The organism is Paenibacillus sp. FSL M7-0802, from assembly GCF_038004945.1.
Lineage (GTDB): Bacteria > Bacillota > Bacilli > Paenibacillales > Paenibacillaceae > Paenibacillus > Paenibacillus polymyxa_B.
In genome coordinates, this window is record NZ_JBBOSD010000001.1 from 3,676,187 (window position 1) to 3,698,451 (window position 22,265).

Annotated in this window: 19 protein-coding genes; 16 read left to right on the forward strand and 3 right to left on the reverse strand. The window is 45.2% G+C overall.

Translation table 11 applies throughout. The annotated features are described in order from the left end of the window. Positions 1–819 precede the first annotated feature (819 nt). Positions 820–1,221, forward strand: coding sequence for a VOC family protein (locus MHB54_RS16890; protein WP_264454494.1), 402 nt, complete (start codon positions 820–822; stop codon positions 1,219–1,221). A 208-nt stretch (positions 1,222–1,429) separates the two neighbouring features. Then, on the forward strand, positions 1,430–1,666 hold the full coding sequence (locus tag MHB54_RS16895) for a hypothetical protein (RefSeq protein WP_023990439.1): 237 nt from the start codon (positions 1,430–1,432) through the stop codon (positions 1,664–1,666). Positions 1,667–2,069: 403 nt separating this feature from the next. Here the strand turns inward: MHB54_RS16895 and MHB54_RS16900 are convergent, their stop codons facing one another. Next, positions 2,070–4,919, reverse strand: coding sequence for an alpha-amylase family glycosyl hydrolase (locus tag MHB54_RS16900; RefSeq protein ID WP_264454495.1), 2,850 nt, complete (start codon positions 4,917–4,919; stop codon positions 2,070–2,072). Between the two features lie 768 nt (positions 4,920–5,687). After that, the gene (gene bglS, locus MHB54_RS16905; RefSeq protein WP_023990437.1) at positions 5,688–6,401 is read right to left on the reverse strand and encodes a beta-glucanase; all 714 of its coding nucleotides are present in this window, start codon (positions 6,399–6,401) and stop codon (positions 5,688–5,690) included. A 499-nt stretch (positions 6,402–6,900) separates the two neighbouring features. On the opposite strand from bglS, the gene MHB54_RS16910 reads away from it, so the two are divergent. The 5 genes from MHB54_RS16910 (at position 6,901) to MHB54_RS16930 (ending at position 12,638) form a co-directional block, all read left to right on the forward strand. Next, positions 6,901–7,878, forward strand: a complete 978-nt coding sequence (locus MHB54_RS16910; RefSeq protein ID WP_264454496.1) for a LacI family DNA-binding transcriptional regulator — start codon at positions 6,901–6,903, stop codon at positions 7,876–7,878. 164 nt (positions 7,879–8,042) lie between these two features. Next, complete coding sequence (locus MHB54_RS16915; RefSeq protein ID WP_023990434.1) at positions 8,043–9,368, forward strand: ABC transporter substrate-binding protein; 1,326 nt, start codon at positions 8,043–8,045, stop codon at positions 9,366–9,368. A gap of 59 nt (positions 9,369–9,427) precedes the next feature. Beyond that, positions 9,428–10,312: a carbohydrate ABC transporter permease gene (locus MHB54_RS16920; protein ID WP_028541756.1), complete on the forward strand. Its 885-nt coding sequence runs from the start codon at positions 9,428–9,430 to the stop codon at positions 10,310–10,312. Continuing rightward, complete coding sequence (locus MHB54_RS16925) at positions 10,312–11,139, forward strand: carbohydrate ABC transporter permease (protein ID WP_069080153.1); 828 nt, start codon at positions 10,312–10,314, stop codon at positions 11,137–11,139. Before MHB54_RS16920 ends, MHB54_RS16925 begins: the two co-directional genes overlap by 1 nt. An 83-nt stretch (positions 11,140–11,222) precedes the next feature. After that, positions 11,223–12,638: a glycoside hydrolase family 32 protein gene (locus MHB54_RS16930; RefSeq protein WP_264454497.1), complete on the forward strand. Its 1,416-nt coding sequence runs from the start codon at positions 11,223–11,225 to the stop codon at positions 12,636–12,638. A gap of 75 nt (positions 12,639–12,713) precedes the next feature. Here MHB54_RS16930 and MHB54_RS16935 read toward each other — a convergent pair whose 3' ends face one another. Then, the gene (locus MHB54_RS16935; protein WP_264454498.1) at positions 12,714–13,901 is read right to left on the reverse strand and encodes a macrolide family glycosyltransferase; all 1,188 of its coding nucleotides are present in this window, start codon (positions 13,899–13,901) and stop codon (positions 12,714–12,716) included. A 199-nt stretch (positions 13,902–14,100) separates the two neighbouring features. Between MHB54_RS16935 and MHB54_RS16940 the strand changes: the two genes are divergently transcribed. The 9 genes from MHB54_RS16940 (at position 14,101) to MHB54_RS16980 (ending at position 22,262) form a co-directional block, all read left to right on the forward strand. Continuing rightward, a complete protein-coding gene (locus MHB54_RS16940) occupies positions 14,101–14,295 on the forward strand; it encodes an H-type small acid-soluble spore protein (RefSeq protein ID WP_023990429.1) in 195 nt (64 codons plus the stop codon). Positions 14,296–14,314: 19 nt separating this feature from the next. Continuing rightward, positions 14,315–14,485 (forward strand): hypothetical protein, encoded by a 171-nt coding sequence (locus MHB54_RS16945; protein WP_007432293.1) that lies wholly within the window; start codon positions 14,315–14,317, stop codon positions 14,483–14,485. Positions 14,486–14,732: 247 nt separating this feature from the next. After that, positions 14,733–15,458 carry a FadR/GntR family transcriptional regulator gene (locus MHB54_RS16950; RefSeq protein ID WP_023990426.1) on the forward strand — a complete coding sequence of 242 codons (726 nt, stop codon included), beginning with the start codon at positions 14,733–14,735 and terminating at the stop codon, positions 15,456–15,458. A 47-nt stretch (positions 15,459–15,505) separates the two neighbouring features. Next, a complete protein-coding gene (locus MHB54_RS16955) occupies positions 15,506–16,690 on the forward strand; it encodes a M20 metallopeptidase family protein (RefSeq protein WP_023990425.1) in 1,185 nt (394 codons plus the stop codon). 69 nt (positions 16,691–16,759) lie between these two features. Beyond that, complete coding sequence (locus MHB54_RS16960; RefSeq protein ID WP_264454499.1) at positions 16,760–18,307, forward strand: ABC transporter substrate-binding protein; 1,548 nt, start codon at positions 16,760–16,762, stop codon at positions 18,305–18,307. An 85-nt stretch (positions 18,308–18,392) separates the two neighbouring features. Continuing rightward, positions 18,393–19,310 (forward strand): ABC transporter permease, encoded by a 918-nt coding sequence (locus MHB54_RS16965; protein WP_340981729.1) that lies wholly within the window; start codon positions 18,393–18,395, stop codon positions 19,308–19,310. Between the two features lie 17 nt (positions 19,311–19,327). Then, complete coding sequence (locus tag MHB54_RS16970; RefSeq protein WP_264454500.1) at positions 19,328–20,260, forward strand: ABC transporter permease; 933 nt, start codon at positions 19,328–19,330, stop codon at positions 20,258–20,260. A 23-nt stretch (positions 20,261–20,283) separates the two neighbouring features. Further along, positions 20,284–21,261, forward strand: coding sequence for an ABC transporter ATP-binding protein (locus MHB54_RS16975; protein ID WP_023990421.1), 978 nt, complete (start codon positions 20,284–20,286; stop codon positions 21,259–21,261). After that, positions 21,258–22,262 carry an ABC transporter ATP-binding protein gene (locus tag MHB54_RS16980; RefSeq protein ID WP_053326145.1) on the forward strand — a complete coding sequence of 335 codons (1,005 nt, stop codon included), beginning with the start codon at positions 21,258–21,260 and terminating at the stop codon, positions 22,260–22,262. Before MHB54_RS16975 ends, MHB54_RS16980 begins: the two co-directional genes overlap by 4 nt. Positions 22,263–22,265 lie beyond the last annotated feature (3 nt).

Genomic DNA, 22,265 nt, shown 5'->3' on the forward strand with positions numbered 1-22,265 from the left:
TCCTTACCGTGGGCCAGATACGAGGATACTAGATGTAGTTTCATATGGGATTGTATTCTAAAAGAACTCAGAGAGAGGGCGAAATAAGAATAGATAGCCCTAGGAATTAATAAATTTTTAGGTTATATCTAACCATTTTGAACTTCTCTCTTTTTCTTTCAGAAAGCATAATAAAAAAAACTAAGGAATTAATGAGTATATTTCTAAAGAAAATCTAAAGAATTTGTATAACTAAGTAATAACTTGAAATGGAGATTCTTTCGCTAAGACTCTTCATGTTAAAGTTGAACAGGGCTTCCTGCGCAAGTGCTCCAGTTGCAAGCTCCATGATTAAGCTTCAGCGCCCCCCATCTCGGTTAGAAGACGGAATTCAGTGTGAAAGCTCTAGCTACGCATGAAGAGTTGAATATATTCTTGACTGAATCGTATTTGGTTTATTGATACTCGGATATTTTATTGTTTTATGAATATAAAAAATCTTATTTCCAATAAATATAGTTATAAGCTAAAGGGAAGAACGATGATGCCCCTAAAATCAGATTCTTTGAAAATATATGATTTTGCTTCAGTGACACCTTTGGGTATCCATTATCGGCATGCGCATTCAATATACCCAACTGACTGGAAGCTTCTTTACCTAGATACGGATTCCGAAGAACTTGAAGAGTGCAGAATTGTTGTAAGAGAGTCATTACTTTGATGCGAAATCCATTCTTGGCTAGATCGATACCTTGCGGTTTCTTTTATAAGATTCGCTTCTGCTGCCAGAAGTAGAGTATAGTAGGAGTAGTTGAAAATATATTCCAGGAGGCTACAGCCATGTCACAGGAGATATGGATTAATCTGCCGGTCAAAGATGTTGAGAGGTCAACTGCCTTTTTCAATGAGATTGGATTACATGCGGCTAGCGTTGGTAACGAGAGAGCCAAGCTTGCCATAGGCCAAACAACGATTCTGCTGTTCCCGGATACGGCGTTTGAGAAATTTACAGGTTCAAAAATCGCAGATACTTCCCATACCGCAGAAGTAATATTTTCCATTGGCGCTGAAAGCAGAGAAGAAGTAGATGCCTTTATTCAAAAAGTAGAGTTTGCCAGAGGAAACATCTTTGGCAAACCGAGTGAAATTGACGGCTGGATGTACGGCGCAGGATTTGCCGACCTGGACGGTCACCGCTGGAACCTGCTGTACATGGATGAGAGCAAAATGCCGAAACGCTAATATGAAAACGCCGGTCACCTCCTTAAGGTCACCGGCGTTTTTTACACCCCCTATAATCTCATATCCGTAATTCAAATCAAAATCGTTGCTTAGAAGGAAAAATTCGTGGGTTAAATTTATACAAATCACCTGGGCTATCCCTAAGCTAAGGGATATATTAGATATTTCCAATCCTTTTGAAAATCTCGATCGCTCAAGAGTAGAACTTGTGCATGGATTGACCCATTTGCTTAATAATGCGGGATTAGACCCTAATAATTTAAGTGCTTTTTCTTTAAGAACAGAAGTTATAAAAATCACGGCCAACTTTAACAGCTGGCCTGCGGAAGTAATAGATTTGTATCTAACAACTTCAAAAAACGTTCTAGAAGGTATAAAGGAGATTATTCAGTCTTTTGCTGACCCGAACACACAGCTGAAAGAATTGTTAAAGAAACGTGTGTGAAATACAATGCAAATGGAGGAAACAACTATAATGATTGTATTACAGTTTTGCCTATCATTATTATGGCAATAGCATTATACATTCATGAAGGACATCCTCAATTATCATATGCTTTAGGTACTTTTGGTCTAACGCTTGTACCCGTTGTATGCGGTAGAACATATCCGGATGACCGGTCAGAACCCGTTAATACTTGATGGTTGTTGGTCATTAAATATACGGAGGAATGTACGCACATAGAAGCTGTCGTTGGTGCATCTTGGTTCACTCCCCATCCGTTAAAAATTTAGTCCAGAGCAATATCCTGACTCTCTCTCTTGGATATACTTTTTAATTGGAAGCAACCTTAGCACGGTGTAATACCGAACTGAGGTTGCTTCAGTTAACTAAGACATACTGCCGTTTACTTCAGATAGGTTCCCGTTTCTCCAATTCCACCGCTGCCATTCAATACATATACCCTTGCGTTTCCTTTGCCGGAGCATGTCAGGGTAATCTTGCCATCAGTAACGGTTTTGGAATTACCAGTCACCGCATCCACATAGGTTCCGTTCGGAATTCCGGTAAATGTGGCGTTTCCTGAAATCGTGACCAATGCAAAGCTGTCAATGCCTTTGGCGCTGTCGGTATATCTTCTCTTAAACGCCAGATTGCCCGTTACATTCTCTGTGGAATACTGTCCTTTTTGCAAGGCGGGAACAGCTCTTCTGATTAAATTAAGCTGTCTGATATGTTTTGCCAGAGGATGGTTGAGCGATTCCGCAAGTGTGCCGGTAGCATTTGTGTATTTGCCGTAATCTTGTACTGTAACACTGCCTTCCATGTGATCGCCGTAATAAGCCCGTCCCGTTTTGCTTAGCGGTGCGTTTGGACCCGGATCAATGACAGCCCCCTTTTGGAATTCGATTTCGGAACCATAGAAGATAGCGGGTATTCCGCGGAAGGTGAACATCAGATCGAGATTCTCGGCCCAAGTGTCCTGTGTGCCCGCAAATCTTTGATTTTCCGGAGCCTGGTCGGGCGCATAGTCATGCGAGTCGATATAGGTTACATTCCAGGTAGCATCATTATAGTATTGATCGCCACTTCTCATATTGAATGCTTCCTGCGCGGTCTTGAATGCCCAATGCATCGGAAAATCAATCACATCCATGCCCGATTTCATTGAATAGTCAGGCGTATGATAGGTATTTCCGTTTAAGAGAGCATTGTTCGAGGTTGGCTGTCCTGCTGTAGTAGAGTTGTCCGCCCACTCTTGTTCAACCGACACTTTATTGGAGGCGTAATCATTCTTTCCATCGCCCGGATACGATTTCGAGCTTTTCCAAGTATAGAATGGCGTCGAGATCGCCGGAATTCCACTGTTCCAGACATCTCTGTAACGGGTGGCTACTTCTCCAAAAATATAGAAATCCGAGCCGCCTCTTGTCTTCCAGGCAGGAATATAGTATTTATTGAAAATATACCGGCTCACATGCTTCACCGTATCGACACGGAAAGCGTCAACACCCATGTCTATATAGTGATTGTAGGTATCAATTAAATATTCGTTAACTGCAGGGTTTTCCGTGTTCAAATCCACGCAATCTCCCGCTATCTGACCAGTTTGAACAGTATAGGATTCCCAGGAGAGGCTTTTCTCTGTATGGTAAATGTTATTGTTCGTTTCCGCGTTCTTCATTAAAGCGAGCCTTGCCTGATACTGCTGATCGGGTGTCATAGTATCATAGTTTGACGGCAGCTTATCCGTAGTTTTCACCAAGTTGTTAGCCGTATCCGGTTTAGCCGGATCTTTCTTGAACATGGGGTACAGATTCTCTTCACCGAAATTACCGGTATGATTGACAACGATGTCTTGAATAACCTTCAGCCCTTTGGCATGGGCCGCATTGATCAAATCCTGGTAAGAAGCTCCCGCCGATTCATATCTTGGGTCTACTTTGGCGAAATTTATTGCATGGTAACCATGATAATCATAACCGCTGGCATTCTGCACAACAGGTGTAATCCAGACGGCGCTGAATCCGAGGGCTTTGATATAATCGAGCTTTTGAATCAGCCCCTTAAAGTCCCCTCTCCAAGCCGGGTCCGAATCCGGATTACGCGCCTTGGCATCATCCCATGCGTGCATGTTGTTGCTCGGATCACCGTCATAGAACCGGGAAGTAATCACGAAGTAAATAGTATCTTCCCGAAAATCACCTTTATTTCCAATATTATAAACAAAGCTTTGTTTGGTTTGATTGCCAGCGCCGTCTATAACGAGAAATTTTAATGTCGTGGTCTTGGAAATAAGGATGGACGGTCCGGTCAATCCGGCCATAGCGTTGCCGAGGATATATACTTTCGAGCTTATGGTTGGTTCCGTACCATCGTCCGTGTAGTATGCCTTGGTCGTTGCCGCCTTGTTATCATTTAGGTTGAAGGATACAGTCACCGAGGAATCGGAATGTCTGGTAGGCAAATTCGCTGTGATTGTCGGAGCTTGCAGATCTGAATTCAGGTCAATCATATAAGCGAAAGAGGATGCATTTCCAGTTTGACCGATTGAGTTGACACCGAAGGCCTTAATGGTCAAAGAGGAAGCAACTTGGATTGGAGAGGTATACAAGGTAGAGGATGTCGTAGGTGTCGAGCCGTCTATCGTATAGTAAATCTTATCGTCACTGTTGGTGCTGGAAAGCGTCACCGATTGGGACGAATCATATGTTTTGGGTACAGGAGAGGCGGAAATCGCCGGAATTTTAGGCATTTCCGGGCTGGTATCATACCATGTGTTATCTGTGTAATACCAGCCCTCTTTCACACTGCGGGACAAGTCGGCCGTCTGTTTGCCGCTACCGTCATTAAAGATGAGACTTGAGCCTGTGGCCTCGGCAATGGTGTAGCTGTACCAGTCGTTTCCATCCGACTTCATCAGGATTCCCGGCCACGCTCCGCTTATCGGAACGGTTGTCGGATTCAGATTCCAGTAATGGATTCGAATCGCTGAATTCCAGCTTGAAGGTTTCTTAAAGTGAACCGTTAACCCCGTTTGAGTTGATTTAGGTATTGTGGTAGGTGCATACGTTGCGGTAACGGTAGACGTGATCGAAGCGGTTGTAGAGGGAAGGGTAGTCGCTGTGGAATTCGTGTAGGTGGCTGTATAATCGGTGCTACTGGCCGAAGCTACGCCGGGTAAACCGAAGAAGTTGAAGCAAAGCGACAAAATAATCAACCAAGAAATAAAACTCCCAGTTTTTTTTCCTAGCAAGTTAACAACCTCCTGATAATATTTAGTGGAATAGATAATGCAACCGGTTGCATTAAAAATAAAAAAAAAAGAAGACATTTATTTTGATAAAATGGATTCTTTGATCGCCTCCTCCGTGGTATATATGGAAAATAATCATTGTACGCGCTTACAAAAGAAATTATGAGAAAAGCCCATTCACACAGGGCTCTATACCAATGATTTTTTCCTTTTATGATTATATCATCCATACTTTTACTGGTCAATGAATTGCTAGGGACATGTTTCAAACCTAAGCTAGCCTGTTCATAATTGAAGCCAACGTCCAAAAAGCCTTGAAAGGCACATGTTAATGTATCAAAGCGAGTCGCTAAGCAGATGTCAATAAGCAGTATATGGTCAGGAAAGAAAATAGAAAACGCGAGCGTGAGTATCCTAAGGTGGAATGGACAGCAATATAAGCTTGAACTTGAAGCTGAACCGGGGATGATTCCTTCAAACGTAATACTTGTTGTCTGACTTCCCTTCATTAAAGTTGGTTCCTGAGTTATAAACCGATTGGAGTTACATGACCCCTTTCCTGTATTGGTATCTTTAAAGTAATTGAAGCAGGAAAATGCTAACCATCCGCAAACATATGGGTTAAACAGGGGATTTATTAAATGCCTGATTATATTCAGCTGCGCATCGGTGATCGCCAGCTTTGAATAGATTTCCAGCGATTTTATTCATGGCCGAATGCATCATCAAAAAAAACAGCCACTACAGGGCTGCTTTTGGTACTATGGGCTAATTGCTCGTGTATTTTACCCAATCATATTCAGCGTATAGCGGATTCGCTCCATTATACGAACCTAGCCAGTCGTCAACGCCAGTGCCATTCCATAAATTCATCATAATCTTGCCTGGCGTGCTTGGTATGTTTGTAGTTGCCGTATGCTTTAGAACCCCGTCAACATACCACTTAATGTATCCTGGCTGCCAATCGAATGCATAGGTGTGAAAGCCTTTTGATGCATCGAAGCCCAGATCTACAATCTTCTCGTGACCACCGACCCCGTTTGTATAATAGTTGAATTGCACTTTTGTCGTGTCTTTGCCTAAAAATTCAATATCTATTTCATCCCATTGCGTGCCATCAGTAGGTCCCGTATACGTAAAAAAGGAAGATACGATCCCTGTATTTTTAGCAGGCTTCATGCTGACCTCGTATAAGCCGTATCTGTAAGTGTTCGTCGATCGATACTCTCCGCAGTCAAATTTATTGTACGCAGAACTTGTTAAGCCAAGCTTCATTTTGCCATCGTTCGTAAAATTGACATTATTGGCACGCCAAGTGCAATTAAACATGTTCCCATTGGAATATCCATCCGCTTTTTGCCATGCACCAGAATTGAAACCATTAAGTGGTTCCCAAAAAACATTCCCCGCATAAACGCTTACTGAAAAAAACAGAGAGACAATTCCAGTTGCCAGTAAAGTAAACCAAGATTTCTTCTTCATTTTACACCTCCATAAAAGATTGACCAAACATGAAAGAAACGGCTGACAATGATACATTATTTCAAGTATTGACCGGCTTACCGAAAAAATATAAAACGCTTCCATATTTGGTATCTTCATTGTAGCTTGAAATTGAGGCGTAGACTATAGCAAACTTAACGCTTGAAACATAATTTAAAAAAACCTAAATTTTATCAAGTTGTGGTTTAAAAATGCACCGCTGGGCCGCTACGCTACTCACCCCGATAACCAGAGCCTTTACGTCCGGCGGGGAAGTTGAATCCAAGAAGGATGGTTAAAGAAAAGATAGCAAGACCTTTTTAAGGGGGCCTTGCTATCATTATGGTTTAGAGCAATTGTGACCTTTAATTTTGGATTTGCAAAGTTCAGTCACCTAACATTTACGGCCATTTTGAGGCCTTCCGTTATGTAAGGTTGTTGAAATGATGAGGAGAGAGTATAGTTTGTATGTATTTATTTTGTGCGGGAAGAGGTTAATATGGCGACAATTCATGATGTAGCATTAAAAGCGGGCGTGTCAGTCACTACAGTATCCCGTGTAATGAATAACCGAGGATATATCAGCGAAACTACACGCAAAAAAGTGTTTGACGCAATGGAGGAGCTTAATTATCAACCGAATGAAATAGCACGATCTCTGCTACGTAAGCAGTCCAATATTATTGGCCTTATTATTCCCAATGTCTCGCATCCTTTCTTCGGTGAGCTTGCCAATCAGGTCGAGTATTATGCCTATCAGCATGACTGCAAGGTCCTGCTGTGCAATTCACATATGGATCCCGTGAAGGAAAAAGTATATATCGATATGTTGAAGCGGAACCGGGTGGATGGCATCATTATGGGTAGCCATACATTAGAAGTAGAAGAGTACCGACATTTGAATTCACCGATCGTGACGTTTGATAGGCAGATCGACCCGTATATTCCTTACATATCCTCGGATAATTATCGCGGAGGCGAGCTGGCTACGGAGCTGCTCATTCGCAAAGGCTGTCAGAAAATTGCGCATATCTGCGGAAATCTGGAGCTGAACATGCTATCCAATGAGCGGACCAAAGCATTCCGGGATGTCGTGGGCAGGAATGGTGTCGAGCATGTGATCGTTCAAACAGACTTGAATGTGTTCGATCAGAAGGAGTACGAGCGAATCATTTCAAAACTCGTTCATGAACATCCGGATGTGGATGGAGTGTTCGCAACAAGTGATATTATTGCCGCTTTTGCGCTGAAAGAATATATTCGCGCTGGAAGGCATGTGCCAGAGAATGTGCGCATTGTAGGCTTCGATGATGTAAGCGTTGCTTCCTGGCTGACGCCGGAACTTACATCGGTAAGACAGCCGATTGCAGACATCGGCAGACTGGCGGTCGAGCTGATCCGCAGGCAGGCGGAAGGGGAGCAGGCACAACCTGTCAATCTGCTGCCTGTTGAACTAATTGAGCGTGCAACGACCTGAATGAAAATCTGTTCCTCTAACAAGGGGAACAGATTTTTTTTAGTACATGTTAAAAATTCAACATGTCAAACGATTGACACAAGTTAAACCTTTGACATATAATCCGTTTGTAAGCGTTTTATTTAAGTGTTCAGAGCCATTATATAAATAAGGGGATGACAACAATGAGGAAATTCAAAAGAGTTCAATGGATGGTAATGCTGCTTCTTTTGGTTATGGTGGTGTCTGCATGCAGTGGCTCCGGAGGAGAAGGTAATTCGGCTTCTGGAGGGGGATCAGGGGATTCAAAAAATGTGAAAATTACGCTTTTGAACTCCAAAGGCGAAATCCTTCCACAGCTGGAGGAAGCCGCTAAGGCGTTCCAGAAAGACAATCCGGGCATTACTGTTGAAATCCAGCCGGTTCCGACTGGTGGTTCTCCTTTTGAGCGTGCCTCCGCATTGTATGCATCAGGAAACCCGCCGACCATGATCATGCTAGATACAGGTGATGTTGAGAAATTCAAGGACCGTATCCTCGATTTAAGTGGGGAAAAGTGGAATGCGGACACTGTTGAAAACGCTACCACTGCTACGACATTTGATGGTAAAAATTACGCGTTTCCACTGGCTGTTGAAGGCTACGGATTCATTTACAACAAAGCCGTTGTAGATAAAGCGGTAGGCGGAAGCTTTGATCCCACCACAATTAAAACCCGAAATGACCTTGAAAAACTGTTTCAGCAAATCGAGACATCCGGAAAGAAAGCACTGGTGATTTCATCAATGGACTGGTCCCTGGGCGCTCATTATTTGCCTCTTGCTTATGCAGGCCAGAACAAAGACATGGCTGAAGTGGACAAATTCATGGCGTCACTAAAAGCGGGCCAGGCGGACTTGGCTAATAATCCTGTATTTAACGGACTTATGGATACATTCGACGTCATGATGAAATACAATATCGATCAGGCTTCTCCGCTAGCAGGAACTTATGAACGCGGACCGGAACTGCTCGGCAAAGGTGAAGTTGGCATTTGGTTCATGGGCAACTGGGCATGGCCGCAAATCAACAGTTTTGATACCGCTAACAAAGAATATGGTTTTCTGCCTGTACCAATCAGCAACAATGCCGATGACTACGGCAATCAGGAGATTTCGTCTGCTGTATCCAAGCGCATTGTTATTGACAAGGAGAAGGCTACTCCAGAACAGCAAGAGGCGGCGAAGAAGTTCCTGAACTGGATCGTCTATGAAGCGAAAGGCCAGGATTTCCTCGTGAACCAAGCAAACATTATCCCGGCGTTCAAAAATATTACACTGCCTGCGGCCGATCCGCTTGGCAAGTCCATCCAGGATTATATCGCAAAAGGCAAGTCAGAGCAGTCGATGAGCATGCTGCCTGCCGACCACTGGTCCAAGACAGGATCTTCCATGCAAAAGTATCTGGCGAAACAGGGTGATCGCGCAACACTGGTTAAAGAAATCGAAAACTACTGGAAGACCGCAAAATAAGGTTGTTTTCAAATTACCCGGAATAGAGAGAGAAATCAGGGACAAAGAGAGGGATCATCATGATTGCGGAAAAAGGAGTATGGAATCGGCTGCGGACGCGGCTGCTGTTTACCGGACCAACCTTGTTTGCCTTCATAACAGTAATGATCATTCCATTTTTGTACGGCATCTATCTGACGTTCACAAACTGGGATGGTATTTCCACCACACTATCGCTGGTTGGCATCCAAAACTATCTGGCTGTTTTTAGAGATATTGAGTTTTGGAAATCGTTCGGCTTGACGCTTAAGTATGTGTTTTATACCGTTGTTCTTATCAATGTGATCGCTTTTATGCTGGCTTATGTGCTGACAAAAGGGTTAAAAGGACAGAGTATTTTCCGGGCGGGATTTTTCCTGCCCAACCTTGTCGGCGGCATTGTACTCGGTTTTATATGGCAGTTTATATTCAACAACGTGCTTGTCTATTTGGGACAACATGCCAGCATACAGTCGCTCAGCACGACTTGGCTGGCTGATCCCGACAAAGCGTTCTGGGCACTCGTGATTGTAACCGTGTGGCAGAACGCAGGTTACATGATGGTCATTTACATCGCGGGATTGACGGGTGTGCCGAATGATATTATGGAGGCCGCAAGCATTGATGGGGCGAACAGCTGGACCAGACTGCGGAAAATGGTGCTGCCCTTGATGGTTCCTTCTTTCATCGTATGTATATTTTTGTCCCTGCAGCGCGGTTTTATGGTCTATGACGTGAACCTTGCGCTCACGAAAGGTGGGCCGTTCAGCAGTACTCAAATGGTGTCGATGCATGTGTATGAAAAGGCATTCCTTTCCCGTGATTATGGTGTGGGGCAGGCAGAAGCATTCGTGTTGTTCCTGATGGTTGCTCTCATCACTCTGCTTCAGGTTTATTTTAGCAAGAAGTTGGAGGTGGAGGCGTAATGACAAGAAAAAGAGTTGCTTCCTCCGTGATCAAATTCATTGTGTTGACAGTCATACTCATATTGTTCATCGTACCGTTCGTCTTTCTGCTGATCAATTCGTTCAAGGAAAACATGGCCATCACCTCAAATCCGTTATCGCTTCCAGAGAGCTTCAGTATGGTCAATTATATGAATGCATTCGATAAAATGAATTACATCGCTGCCTTCACCAACTCATTGGTCATAACGGTGTTAAGTGTTCTGTTTATCTCACTGTTCGCGGCGATGACGGCTCATTATTTTGTCAGAAACAACACCAAGTTCAACCAATATACATTTATGTTGATGGTTGCATCCATGATCATTCCATTCCAGGCTATCATGATTCCATTGGTGAAAATCTACGGGTCTCTTGATCTGCTGAATAGTAAGTGGTCGCTGATTTACATGTATATCGGTTTTGGCAGCTCGCTGGCCGTCTTCATTTATCATGGTTTTGTAAAGAGTATTCCAAAGGAACTGGAGGAAGCGGCGCTAATTGACGGATGCACGCGGTTTCAGACATTCTTCCGGATCGTGTTTCCGGTACTAATGCCCACGACGGCCACCATTTCCATTCTCAATGTGCTGTGGATCTGGAATGATTTTCTGCTGCCTTCCCTCATTCTGGTCGATCCGGAGCAAAGGACACTTCCATTGTCCACGTACAACTTTTATGGAACTTATACAGTGGATTATGGTCCATTGATGGCAAGTTTGGTACTGACGATATTTCCGATCATTATCATCTATCTGTTCGCCCAGAAGTATATTATTCAGGGTGTTATGCAAGGTTCGATTAAATAACTGCAGGGGAAGGATGCTTTATCAAACAGACTAAAGCGTATACGAGAGAGCGTGCAGATCAATTTATTTCCCAATCGAAGCATATGCTTCGGCCGGATTATCGCCTGAACTACCACTTAATGGCTGAATTCGGCTGGATGAACGATCCGAACGGCTTCATTCAATATCACGGGCAGTATCACTTGTTCTATCAACATTACCCGTATAAATCAGTATGGGGACCGATGCACTGGGGACATGCAGTCAGCCGCGATCTTATGAAGTGGGATTATCTGCCGATCGCTTTGGCACCGGACGGTGAGTTCGACCAGGATGGCTGCTTCTCCGGCAGTGCGATTGAGCAGGACGGGAAGCTTGTCCTGATGTATACCGGACATGTTGTAACCGGGCCTGACAAAGATCAGGATTACAAGCAGTCGCAGGGAATCGCAGTATCAGAAGACGGAGTAACGTTCGAAAAGTGGGAGGGCAACCCGGTCATCGGTTATGACGCCATACCGGACACGATCAGCCGTAAAGACTTCCGTGACCCTAAGGTGTTCAGACACGAAGGTCAATATTACGCCGTTCTCGGTTCTAATGATGCGAAAGGGAACGGACTTGTACTGCTTTACCGTTCTGAAGACCTGAAAAGCTGGACGTATGTCAATGTACTAGCCGTGAGTGACGGACGCTTTGGCGATAATTGGGAATGCCCGGATCTGTTCCCGCTCGGTGGTCGGCACGTATTTATGCTGTCCCCGCAGCGCATGCCTGCGCAGGGGGAGGCTTACCGCAATCTGCATTCCACCATGTACGGTATAGGTGATTTCAATTCCGTTGAAGGAACATTTACGGCAGAGCGGTATGCTCAGGTGGATCACGGATTCGATTTCTATGCCCCACAGTCAACCTTGGATGATAAAGGGCGGCGTATCGTCATCGGATGGATGGATATGTGGGAGTCGGAGATGCCGACCCAGCAGGGGCACCATTGGGCTGGTGCGATGAGTCTTCCGCGGGAAGTGGTTATCGACGGCGCCAGGCTGCTGTTCCGTCCACTTGAAGAGGTAAAGAATTACCGATGCAATCTGTTCGAGCAGCGGAATATCTTACTGACAGGTGAGCAGATTATGGACACGCGCGGAGATAGCTACGAACTGAAGGTCGTATTTGAGTTTGAGGCCAGTAACACCGATGAATTCGGTTTGAAACTGCGGGTGGGTAGTGAAGAGGAGACTGTACTGTCGTACCGTCCCGATGACGGTCTGTTCCGTTTCAACCGAGAACGTGCCGGTATAGGCCCAGGCGGGGAGAGAAGAGTGCCTGTGGGCTTAAACGAGGGCCGTCTGGAGCTTCGGGTTTTTGTCGATAAAAGCTCGGTGGAAATATTCATCGGCGATGGTGAATACGTCCTCACAGGAAGAGTGTATCCGGGAGTGGAATCTACGGGCATTCGAGCGTTCGCGAGCGGAAAGTGTACGATGGCTTCGTTTCAGAAGTGGGATATATCCACATAGGAAATGCATGACAAACAGGAACCCGACCATTGATGGTCAGGGCTCCTGTTTTTTGTAGAATTGTAATCGTGTGATTTACACAAGCTTATTTTGAAGATAGGCATCAATTTTTGCGAGGGCTTCTTCTGTACCGCCAGATTGCTGGAAGCTATCATTTATTTTTTGTACGCCCTCTTTATACGCCGCGTTCGACATTACCTCATCTACGGCATCTCTTAACGATTGGACATTGATTTGGTCTTTGGTTATTCGATAGCCAGCCTGAAGTTCTGTTAACCGCTGCGCGACCATGGGCTGATCCTTGTCCTGAGGCAGTACAACCAAGGGTACATTAAAGTGAATCCCTTCATTCACACTGTTCATTCCACCATGAGTAATAAATACATCTGAATGACGTAGTACCTCCAATTGGGGAACATAGGGCGAGATGATAAAGTGCTCTGGGGCTGGATTGATTTTCGTAAAGTCAGCTTTCTCGCCAGCTGCAATCACGACGATACCTTCAAAATCGGAAAAAGCTTCAATACAGGTGTTGAAAAAGTCCTCAACATGATCCAAAACCGTTCCCATCGAAATATACAGAACTTTTTTATCTTGTAGTGCGTCCAAAGGAAATGAATTTTCCCCTTTGCGTTCTGGGAAGCTGGGACCAATAAAGAGATTCTCTTCACCAAAGCTGTCAGCGTCTGGTTGGAAATATCGGCTGGTGTATACAACGTTTAGAGCCCCTGTATTGTTCATAAATTGAACCATATCTTTGGGAGCAACACCGAATCTTTCTTTCATGAGATGTAGTGAGGTCGTGGCCTGTTCATCAAGTTGAAACGGCTCATTTCCATTAGAGCGAAAGAGATTGGTAGCCATCCGATTCTGCGAAATCAGAAAAGATGGGGAGGAAGCAATACCAGGGATTTTCAAATAGTCTCTAACTAACTCGCCAGCTCCGAATCTATCATAGAATACAAAGTCAAAATCAGTGCTTTCAGACAGTTGCTTAGTGATTGCTAATATGTCCATCGAAGTCTGAATATGAATATTCATAAATGCACTCAACCCAGCCGGAGTACTGGAATCAATAGAAGCAGTCCTGATCAGATCGGTATGCAGGTGAACCGTTGCTCCAACGGCTTCGAGTCTGTCCTTGTATTTCTCAGTTGTAATGTAATGTACTTGGTCCCCTCGTGCTGCAAAGGCTTGCGTCATCCCGATCGTAGGGTTTACATGTCCTTCTGCCGGAAAGTTAACCATTAATATGTTTAACACTCATCATTACTCCTTTTCTCTACAATTAAGATCGCAGTTTTCACTGAATCTCTCAATCCATAATAACAATAATATTTATTTTTTCAAATGATATCCTTTCATGATCATAAAACACATGTTGGCATGAAATGTGTATAACAAATATTTAACTCGTGCATAGTAAAGGCGAACTCTACTTAGCAAGGGAGGTTTTTTCTAAGTGAATGTTCAAAGAGCGCAAGAAATAGCGTCCTCTTCCATAATGGCGAATGTGTTGTGTGATGGGTTACCCATTTATATTCAGCATGTGAACGAGCAGAGTGAGACGGCACGCATTTATGCGCTGAACCATCCAGAAGAGGAACGGGAAGTACCTTTGTACACGTTAACGGAAAGAGATCAGGTACTGGAATAAGAAAGGAGCGATATGAAAAATGAAACCAAATCAACAGAAAGTAGTCGAGGCAGACCGTTTGAATTTTCGTGACCAGACGGATGATGTGGTTAGAGAAGTGCCGGCCACGACGGATGCCAGCGAAGCAGTTGCAGCAATGACCTCACATATCAATAAATACGATGTACCGGATGAGTTGGAGGAGAAATAGAGAATGACCGAGCGCGCACAGGATAACCTGTTGCGTGCTTTTTATATGATGCATAAGGATAACCAAAGATTTAGCAGCTCTGTAAGGGGCTGCTTCTTTTTATTGTTTCGAAAGCATCATAAATATTTTTAAAAAAAGTATTGCATATAGGTTTACTAGGTATTATGATAACAACAGATTTATATTTTTTTGTTTTTTACAATGGTATAAGGTTTAGACCTTAAAGATTTATGATCGGAGTGTTCATATGTTAATCCAAACTCCTCTGCGCTTTGAAAAAGTATCAGCTAAAAAAGTGAGTGATTTTATTAGAGAGCAGTTGGAAGAGGCTATTATTTTAAAGGAATTGCTTAGCGAGGAGCAACTACCGACAGAACGGGAACTCGCAGAAATATTTAATGCCAGTAGAATTACAGTTCGTGAGGCGTTATCTCAATTGGAATCCAAGGGACTCATTGAAAAGAGAGTAGGTGCCAAGGGAGGGACCTTTGTTCTTCCAGTGACAGCAAACTCTCATAAACGTACCCGGGAAGAAATTGCAAAAGATTGGGAGCACATGCTGAAGGTCTTTGAATATCGGATGATTGTGGAGCCAGAGGGTGCTTTTTTAGCGGCTGCGCGGATCACCACGGATGAACTGGACCTGCTTCAGCATTACCTGGAACAGAGTATTGAAGCGGACTGTACCCGAGAATGGTTTCGGGCCTTGGATGTTAAATTCCATCTGGCCATTGCCAAAGCATCTGGCAATCCATTTTGTGAAGATGCGGTTAGGCAGATTCGTACCAAGATTAACCCGGCACTTGATCTCATGCCCTATGATGATCAGATTCGGACGGTGAATTACGACGTCCATACAGAAATTTTGAGTGCACTTCGGGCACGAGATGCTGAGAAGTCGCGGGAAATGATGAAGCATCATATCGGACATTCCGCAGATGCCATTTATGCAAGAGTAGTTGCAAAAGGCTAACGATATCATACAGAAAAGAATACGATTCGAGTGGGGAGGGTGAAAACATGAACATACACGAGCTTTTGGCTTTATCTAGACCACTTCAAGAGCAATTGATCACATGGCGAAGGGATTTTCATCGCCATCCTGAAACGGGTTATGAAGAGATTCGAACATCGGGCATTGTAGCCGAGCACTTGCGTAGTCTCGGGTTGGAGGTGACAACCCAGGTAGGGAAAACCGGGGTTGTGGGTCTGTTACGGGGAAAAAGCCCAGGGCCTACCATCGGTCTAAGGGCAGATATGGATGCATTACCGATTCAGGATCAAAAAACGGTTCCCTATCGTTCGGAGATCCCAGGTAAGGCCCATTTATGTGGGCATGATGCCCATACAGCCATACTGATGGGAACTGCACAGTTACTTGCTCATTTGGAGCGACCTGAAAGAGGAAATATCAAATTTGTCTTTCAGCCGGCTGAAGAAGGTTTGGCAGGGGCCAAGGCTATGATCGATGACGGTGTATTGGAGAATCCAAAAGTGGATGCGATGGCAGGACTACATATGTTCCCGGGTCTGAAGACAGGAACACTGGGGGTCAGCAAAGGGGTCGCTTTTGCATCGGCAGATAGCTTAACCATTAAGATTCTAGGCAAAGGCGGTCATGCTGCCCGTCCACACGAGGGAATAGACGCCATTGCCGTGTCCGCGCAGGTTATTTCTGCCCTGCAAAACATTCCAAGTCGTATGGTTGATCCCCTTGAAACCATGGTCATTACGATTGGCAAAATTAGTGGCGGGTATATGGGAGCGGCCATTGCACCGGAAGTAGAGATGATCGGTACCGTGCGTACCCTATCTGCGGAACTGCGTAACCGGATGCCTGAGCTGATCGAACAGGTGGTCCGTGGGGTATGTGAGTCGTTCGGAGCTGGATATGAGCTGAGTTATCAGCAGGGCTACCCAGTTGTGCAGAACGACCCGGATATGGTCGATCTGATGACGGAAACGAGTGAGCAATTGTTTGGCTCCAAGGAGTGGGACTACATCAAACCGTCAACAGGCGGGGAGGATTTCGCTTTTTATTGTGAGCAGGTACCTGGCGTGTTTTTCCGGCTGGGATGTGGGAGAGGTGATGAAGATACTAGCTATCCATTACATCATCCCAGATTTGATTTAGATGAAATGGTACTGCCTTATGGGGTAGCCATGATGTCGGCCATCGCGCTGAATTTTTTGAAGACAACATAAAATTGGGATTAAGACGCTCAAATGCAGCTGTGTGGCAATATACAACCTTAATGGAGTGGAGTGGACAAGATGAATAGACATAAGTGGTTTAGAGGCGGGATTACGTTACTGATTGCTGCGATGATCCTGGCAGGCTGCGGTACCCAATCCACAGGCGATAGTAAAGACAGCGCAACATCGACCGACAGTAAAGTACTGACAATTGCTAATGCTACGGATATTGAAAGTTTTGATCCACATAACAATAACAATACGGCGAGTGAAGCTGTTCTGGTTAACGTATTTGACTACTTATTGAAAAATGATAGTCAGCAAAAGAAAGTACCTGGACTCGCTACTTCCTGGGAAAAGGTAGATGATACCACTTGGCGTTTTCATCTGCGCGAAGGGGTAACCTTCCATAACGGTGATCCATTCACAGCCGAAGATGTGAAGTACACGATAGAAAGAGTGGCAAAGGATAACACACTCAAACAAAATTCCTACTTTAAAAATATCAAAGAAGTGAAAGTGGTAGATGAACATACGGCAGACATCATCACCGATGGACCTGATCCGTTGCTGTTGAATCGTTTATCCAAAATGGGAGCTGGCATCTTACCTTCCAAGTATATTGAGAAAAATGGGATAGAGGCATTCCTTAAGAATCCGATAGGTACGGGCCCTTATAAATTTAGCCAATGGATCAAGGATGACCGGGTGGTACTCGTTAAAAATAATAAGTATTACGAAGATCAGCCCAAATGGGATCAAGTTGTCTTCCGCTCCATTCCAGAAGCCTCTACGCGTGTATCTGAACTGCTCGCAGGCTCGATTGACATTGCATCTGGTATCCCTTCCACGGATATAGAACGTGTTCAAGGCGAAGAGGGTAAAAAAATCGTTAAGGCTCCGATCCAGCGTGTGCTGCAATTGATTTTACGTCAAAGTCAGGGCAGTGTTACGGCTGACTCCAAAGTGAGAGAAGCGATAGATCTCGCGATTGATAAAAAAGGAATCGTAGACAGCATCGCAGGCGGTGCTGGGATTGTAACCCGTACTTCCGTTACACCAGGCAACTTTGGTGCCGATCCTTCCTTATATGAGAAAACATTATATGATCCGGCTAAAGCCAAGGAACTGCTGAAGCAGGCCGGTTATGCTGGCGCAGGCCCGACATTGACCCTTTCAGTATCCTCAATATACAAAGAGTATGCCGAGGTCGTAGCCGCCATGTTAAATAAAGAAGGATTCAACATTAAACTGGACGTGCTGGAGCCAAGTGCTTTCAGTGAGCGTTACAGTTCCAAATCTTTCAAAGAAATGTTTATGATCGGCATTGGTAATTCTCTATTTGATGCTTCCAACAACTATAATCGCTATCTGGTAGAAGAGGCAAAAGGCGAAACGGATTATAACAATCCGAAGGTAGAGAAGCTGCTGCAGCATGCGCTGACGAATTTGGATACAGCCTCGCGTGAAAAAGAGTATCAGCAAGTGCAACAGATTTTGGCTGAAGATCGTCCAGCCGTATATTTGTTCCAAATGGAAGGGATTTATGGCACCGGTAACGGTGTGAACTTCCAACCGAGAAGCGATGAAATGTTCTATGCAGAGGATATTACACCTGCTAAATAAAGATGAGAAATGAACGGGCGGGGACCTCAATGAAGGTTCCTGCCCGTCCTTTTAAAAAAAGCCTGCTGGTTACGGAGGTGACAGATTGAAAACGTATATCGCTAAATCACTGCTTCAGGTTATTCCTGTACTGTTGATTGTCTCCCTTATTGTATTCATCCTGGTGAGGGTAACCGGGGACCCTGTGGCCCTTATGCTGCCGGAGACCGCTACAGCTGAGGATCGTGCAGTGTTAACGCAGGCGCTGGGGCTAGATCAGCCCTTATATACGCAATACATTAAATTTATTGGCAGTGCCTTACAAGGAGATTTTGGTACCTCGTTTCGCTATGGTGAATCGGCTTTGCCGTTAGTATTGGAACGGCTGCCTGCCAGTTTTGAATTGGCAGTAGCCGCCATGATTATTGCGGTCATCATTGCTGTGCCGTTGGGCGTCATCTCAGCAGTCAAACGGAATACCTTTACCGATTTAATCATTTCCAGTTTATCCGTAGTCGGAAAGGCCATGCCTAACTTTTGGATGGGGATTATGCTCATCTTATTATTTTCCGTCATGTTAGGGATGCTTCCGGTGTCCGGCCGGGGCGGGATGGATCATTTAATACTCCCGGCCTTTACACTGGGTGTCGGCCTTTCTGCACAGATGACCCGACTCATTCGCTCCAGTATGCTGGACATTTTGAATCAGGACTATATTCGAACAGCCCGAAGTAAAGGGATTCTAGAAATCGTGGTTATCGGAAAACACGCTTTCCGCAATGGATTGATTCCGGTCGTTACGATTATGAGCTTGCAATTTACGAGCTTGATCGGAGGTACACTGATTACAGAGACGGTATTTGCATGGCCGGGTTTGGGACAGTTACTTGTCGTCGCTGTGAATACGCACGACATGGCTATCGTTCAGGCTGCTGTATTTGTGATTGCCTTTATTGTGGTGGTCAGCAATATTTTAACCGATGTCGTTTACCGACTGCTTGATCCAAGGATTAAATACAACTAGAGAGGGGAGGGGGAAGCGTGGCAGGCATTCATGATGTACAAGCCCTTGGTCCAGCTCTAAACCTGGATGGCAAAAAGCAGACACAACCGTCCGGTATCGGACGCATATGGAAGCAACTATTACGAAGTAAAACCGGAACGGTCGGCGCAGTAATCTTACTGCTCGTTAGTTTAACGGCATTATGTGCCCCTATGCTGGCCAGTCACAATCCTGCGGAAATTGACCCGCTTAACCGTCTGAAGCCGCCTATGTGGCTGGATGGTGGATTGCCGAAACATTGGCTTGGTACAGATAACCTAGGACGAGATATGTGGAGTCGTATCGTATATGGAGCGAGAGTTTCGCTTATCGTCGGTATTGGTGCAGTTCTGGTCTCAGGCACCATTGGCGCAATACTCGGCCTCCTCGCCGGGTTTTATGGTAAATGGGTGGATGCCACCATAATGAGAGTTGCCGACGCCTTTTTGGCTATTCCGGCTATTCTGCTGATGCTGGTTGTCTTGGCCGTGGTAGGGCCTGGCATGACTACGCTCATTTTCGTCATTGGCGTTACAAATTGGGTTTCTTATACGAGAGTTGTCCGGGGCGAGGTATTGAGTATCAAGGAACGAGACTTTGTTAAAGCAGCCAAGGCGATTGGCTCTAAAAATAGTAGGATTTTGTTGAAGCACATTTTACCGAATGTCCTGTCTTCGTTTATCGTCATTTCCGGTATGAATGTAGCAACGACGATTATTATGGAAGCTTCTCTTAGTTTCCTCGGGTTAGGGATTACACCGCCGGCAGTGTCCTGGGGTGGCATGCTGAGCGATGGGAGACAGTATATAGCCACGAGCTGGTGGGTGGCAACGTTTCCCGGTCTGGCGATTACCATCACAGTCCTGGGCGTCATTTTTCTAGGTGACTGGCTTCGCGACGTGTTAGATCCCCATATGAAAGCGAAAGAATAGCAGAAAGCGGGGGATCGGAAAAGATGACCACGAGATTGCTTGAAGTGAATCATTTGAAAACCTACTTTAAAACGGAGGATGGCATCGTTCCTTCGGTCAACGGTGTCAGCTTCACTGTGAATCCAGGCGAAACAGTAGCTATTGTTGGAGAGTCCGGTTCCGGTAAAAGTGTAACCTCCTTGTCTATTATGGGTTTAGTGGCAGCACCAGGTAAAGTCGTGGGCGGGGAGATTCTGCTTGAAGGACGAGACTTGCTCCAATTGTCCAAGGGAGAAATGCGCAAATATCGGGGAAACGAGGTATCCATGATTTTTCAGGAGCCAATGAGTTCGTTGAATCCTGTATTTACGATTGGCAACCAAATCAGTGAGGTCATCCGGCAGCATCAGAAGCTGAGCAAACCCGAAGCACGGCAGAAAAGTATAGAGATGCTGGAAAGGGTAGGTATACCTGGCGCGTCGAAAGTGGTAGGTTATTTCCCACATCAGTTGTCGGGAGGAATGCGTCAGCGGGTGATGATCGCAATGGCCTTGGCCTGCCAGCCAAAACTGCTCATCGCTGATGAGCCGACGACGGCTCTGGATGTAACGATACAGGCTCAAATTTTGAATTTAATCCACAAGCTGAGCAAGGAAGAGAATACAGGCATCATTCTTATTACCCACGATTTAGGTGTCGTCGCGGAAATGGCTGACCGGGTAGTCGTGATGTATGCCGGGGAAGTAGTCGAGGAAGCGGACGTATTTGAATTGTTCGAAAAGCCGGGCCATCCCTATACGATCGGACTGCTAGGATCACTCCCTAAGCTTACGGAACAGAGAGAATGGCTGGATTCCATTCCCGGTACCGTTCCTAATATGATGCAGATGCCAAGTGGTTGTCCATTTCATCCCCGCTGTCCTTATGCCCAGGAACAGTGCACAAGGATTCATCCTGAAATACAGGCTAAGAATCCAGGACACTATGTCAGATGTTTACGGATGGAGGAGGTGTCAGTATGAACGAGACAGCACAGAAAACACCGCTTCTCGAAGTGAATGGGCTCAAGAAATATTTTCCGATGAACAAGGGCTGGTTTTCCAGAAAGAGCGGTTATGTACGGGCGGTTGATGATTTGAGCTTTAAGGTGATGCCAGGAGAAACCTTAGGTATTGTAGGGGAATCGGGGTGTGGCAAATCAACAACAGGACAAATGATTACACAACTGCTAGAACCCACGGCAGGCGAAATTCGTTTTCAAGGGCAAAGCCTGTCTGATTTAACAGACGAAGAAGTCCGCAAAGTCAGACGAGATTTGCAATTTGTATTTCAAGACCCGTATTCCTCTTTAAATCCAAGAATGAAGGTTTTTGATATCGTCGCGGAACCGCTGCAGGTACACGGGATCGCTAGAGGCAAGGAGCTTAAAGCTGAAGTTTTTCGACTGTTGGAAACGGTAGGATTAGGCGCGCATTTAGCGGATCGGCATCCCCATGAATTCAGTGGCGGGCAGCGTCAACGGATTGGCATAGCGAGAGCACTGGCTATGAAACCGAAGCTCATTGTTTGTGATGAACCTGTATCCGCGCTGGATGTGTCAATTCAGGCTCAGATTTTGAATTTGTTAAAGGAGCTTCAGCAGCAGTTCCAGCTTACCTACATTTTTATTGCCCACGGGTTGCCCTCCGTCAAGCATATTAGCGACCGCATCGCGGTGATGTACTTGGGCAAAATCGTGGAGCTTGCAGATCGTGACGAGTTGTTTGCAAGACCGCAACATCCGTATACAAAAGCATTGCTTGAGGCAGTGCCTGTTCCTGATCCGAGGCTGCGTAAAGAACGGATCACATTGACGGGGGAAATCCCCAATCCTGCCAATCCGCCTTCGGGCTGTACTTTTCACACGCGTTGCCCCTATGCACAAGAGATATGCCGACTACAGAGTCCATTGCTCGAAGAGCATACTCCAGGACATATTGCTGCCTGTCATTTTCCCCTGCATGAGCAGGTGGCTCACGAATAGATG

What these genes read in the sequence shown, in the direction of transcription:
- MHB54_RS16930 (WP_264454497.1), top strand. Translation starts at nt 11,223, where the DNA reads ATGCTTCGGCCGGATTATCGCCTGAACTACCACTTAATGGCTGAATTC.
- MHB54_RS16915 (WP_023990434.1), top strand. Translation starts at nt 8,043, where the DNA reads ATGAGGAAATTCAAAAGAGTTCAATGGATGGTAATGCTGCTTCTTTTG.
- MHB54_RS16910 (WP_264454496.1), top strand. Translation starts at nt 6,901, where the DNA reads ATGGCGACAATTCATGATGTAGCATTAAAAGCGGGCGTGTCAGTCACT.
- MHB54_RS16980 (WP_053326145.1), top strand. Translation starts at nt 21,258, where the DNA reads ATGAACGAGACAGCACAGAAAACACCGCTTCTCGAAGTGAATGGGCTC.
- MHB54_RS16960 (WP_264454499.1), top strand. Translation starts at nt 16,760, where the DNA reads ATGAATAGACATAAGTGGTTTAGAGGCGGGATTACGTTACTGATTGCT.
- MHB54_RS16975 (WP_023990421.1), top strand. Translation starts at nt 20,284, where the DNA reads ATGACCACGAGATTGCTTGAAGTGAATCATTTGAAAACCTACTTTAAA.
- MHB54_RS16950 (WP_023990426.1), top strand. Translation starts at nt 14,733, where the DNA reads ATGTTAATCCAAACTCCTCTGCGCTTTGAAAAAGTATCAGCTAAAAAA.
- MHB54_RS16890 (WP_264454494.1), top strand. Translation starts at nt 820, where the DNA reads ATGTCACAGGAGATATGGATTAATCTGCCGGTCAAAGATGTTGAGAGG.
- bglS (WP_023990437.1), bottom strand. Translation starts at nt 6,401, where the DNA reads ATGAAGAAGAAATCTTGGTTTACTTTACTGGCAACTGGAATTGTCTCT.
- MHB54_RS16945 (WP_007432293.1), top strand. Translation starts at nt 14,315, where the DNA reads ATGAAACCAAATCAACAGAAAGTAGTCGAGGCAGACCGTTTGAATTTT.
- MHB54_RS16955 (WP_023990425.1), top strand. Translation starts at nt 15,506, where the DNA reads ATGAACATACACGAGCTTTTGGCTTTATCTAGACCACTTCAAGAGCAA.
- MHB54_RS16925 (WP_069080153.1), top strand. Translation starts at nt 10,312, where the DNA reads ATGACAAGAAAAAGAGTTGCTTCCTCCGTGATCAAATTCATTGTGTTG.
- MHB54_RS16920 (WP_028541756.1), top strand. Translation starts at nt 9,428, where the DNA reads ATGATTGCGGAAAAAGGAGTATGGAATCGGCTGCGGACGCGGCTGCTG.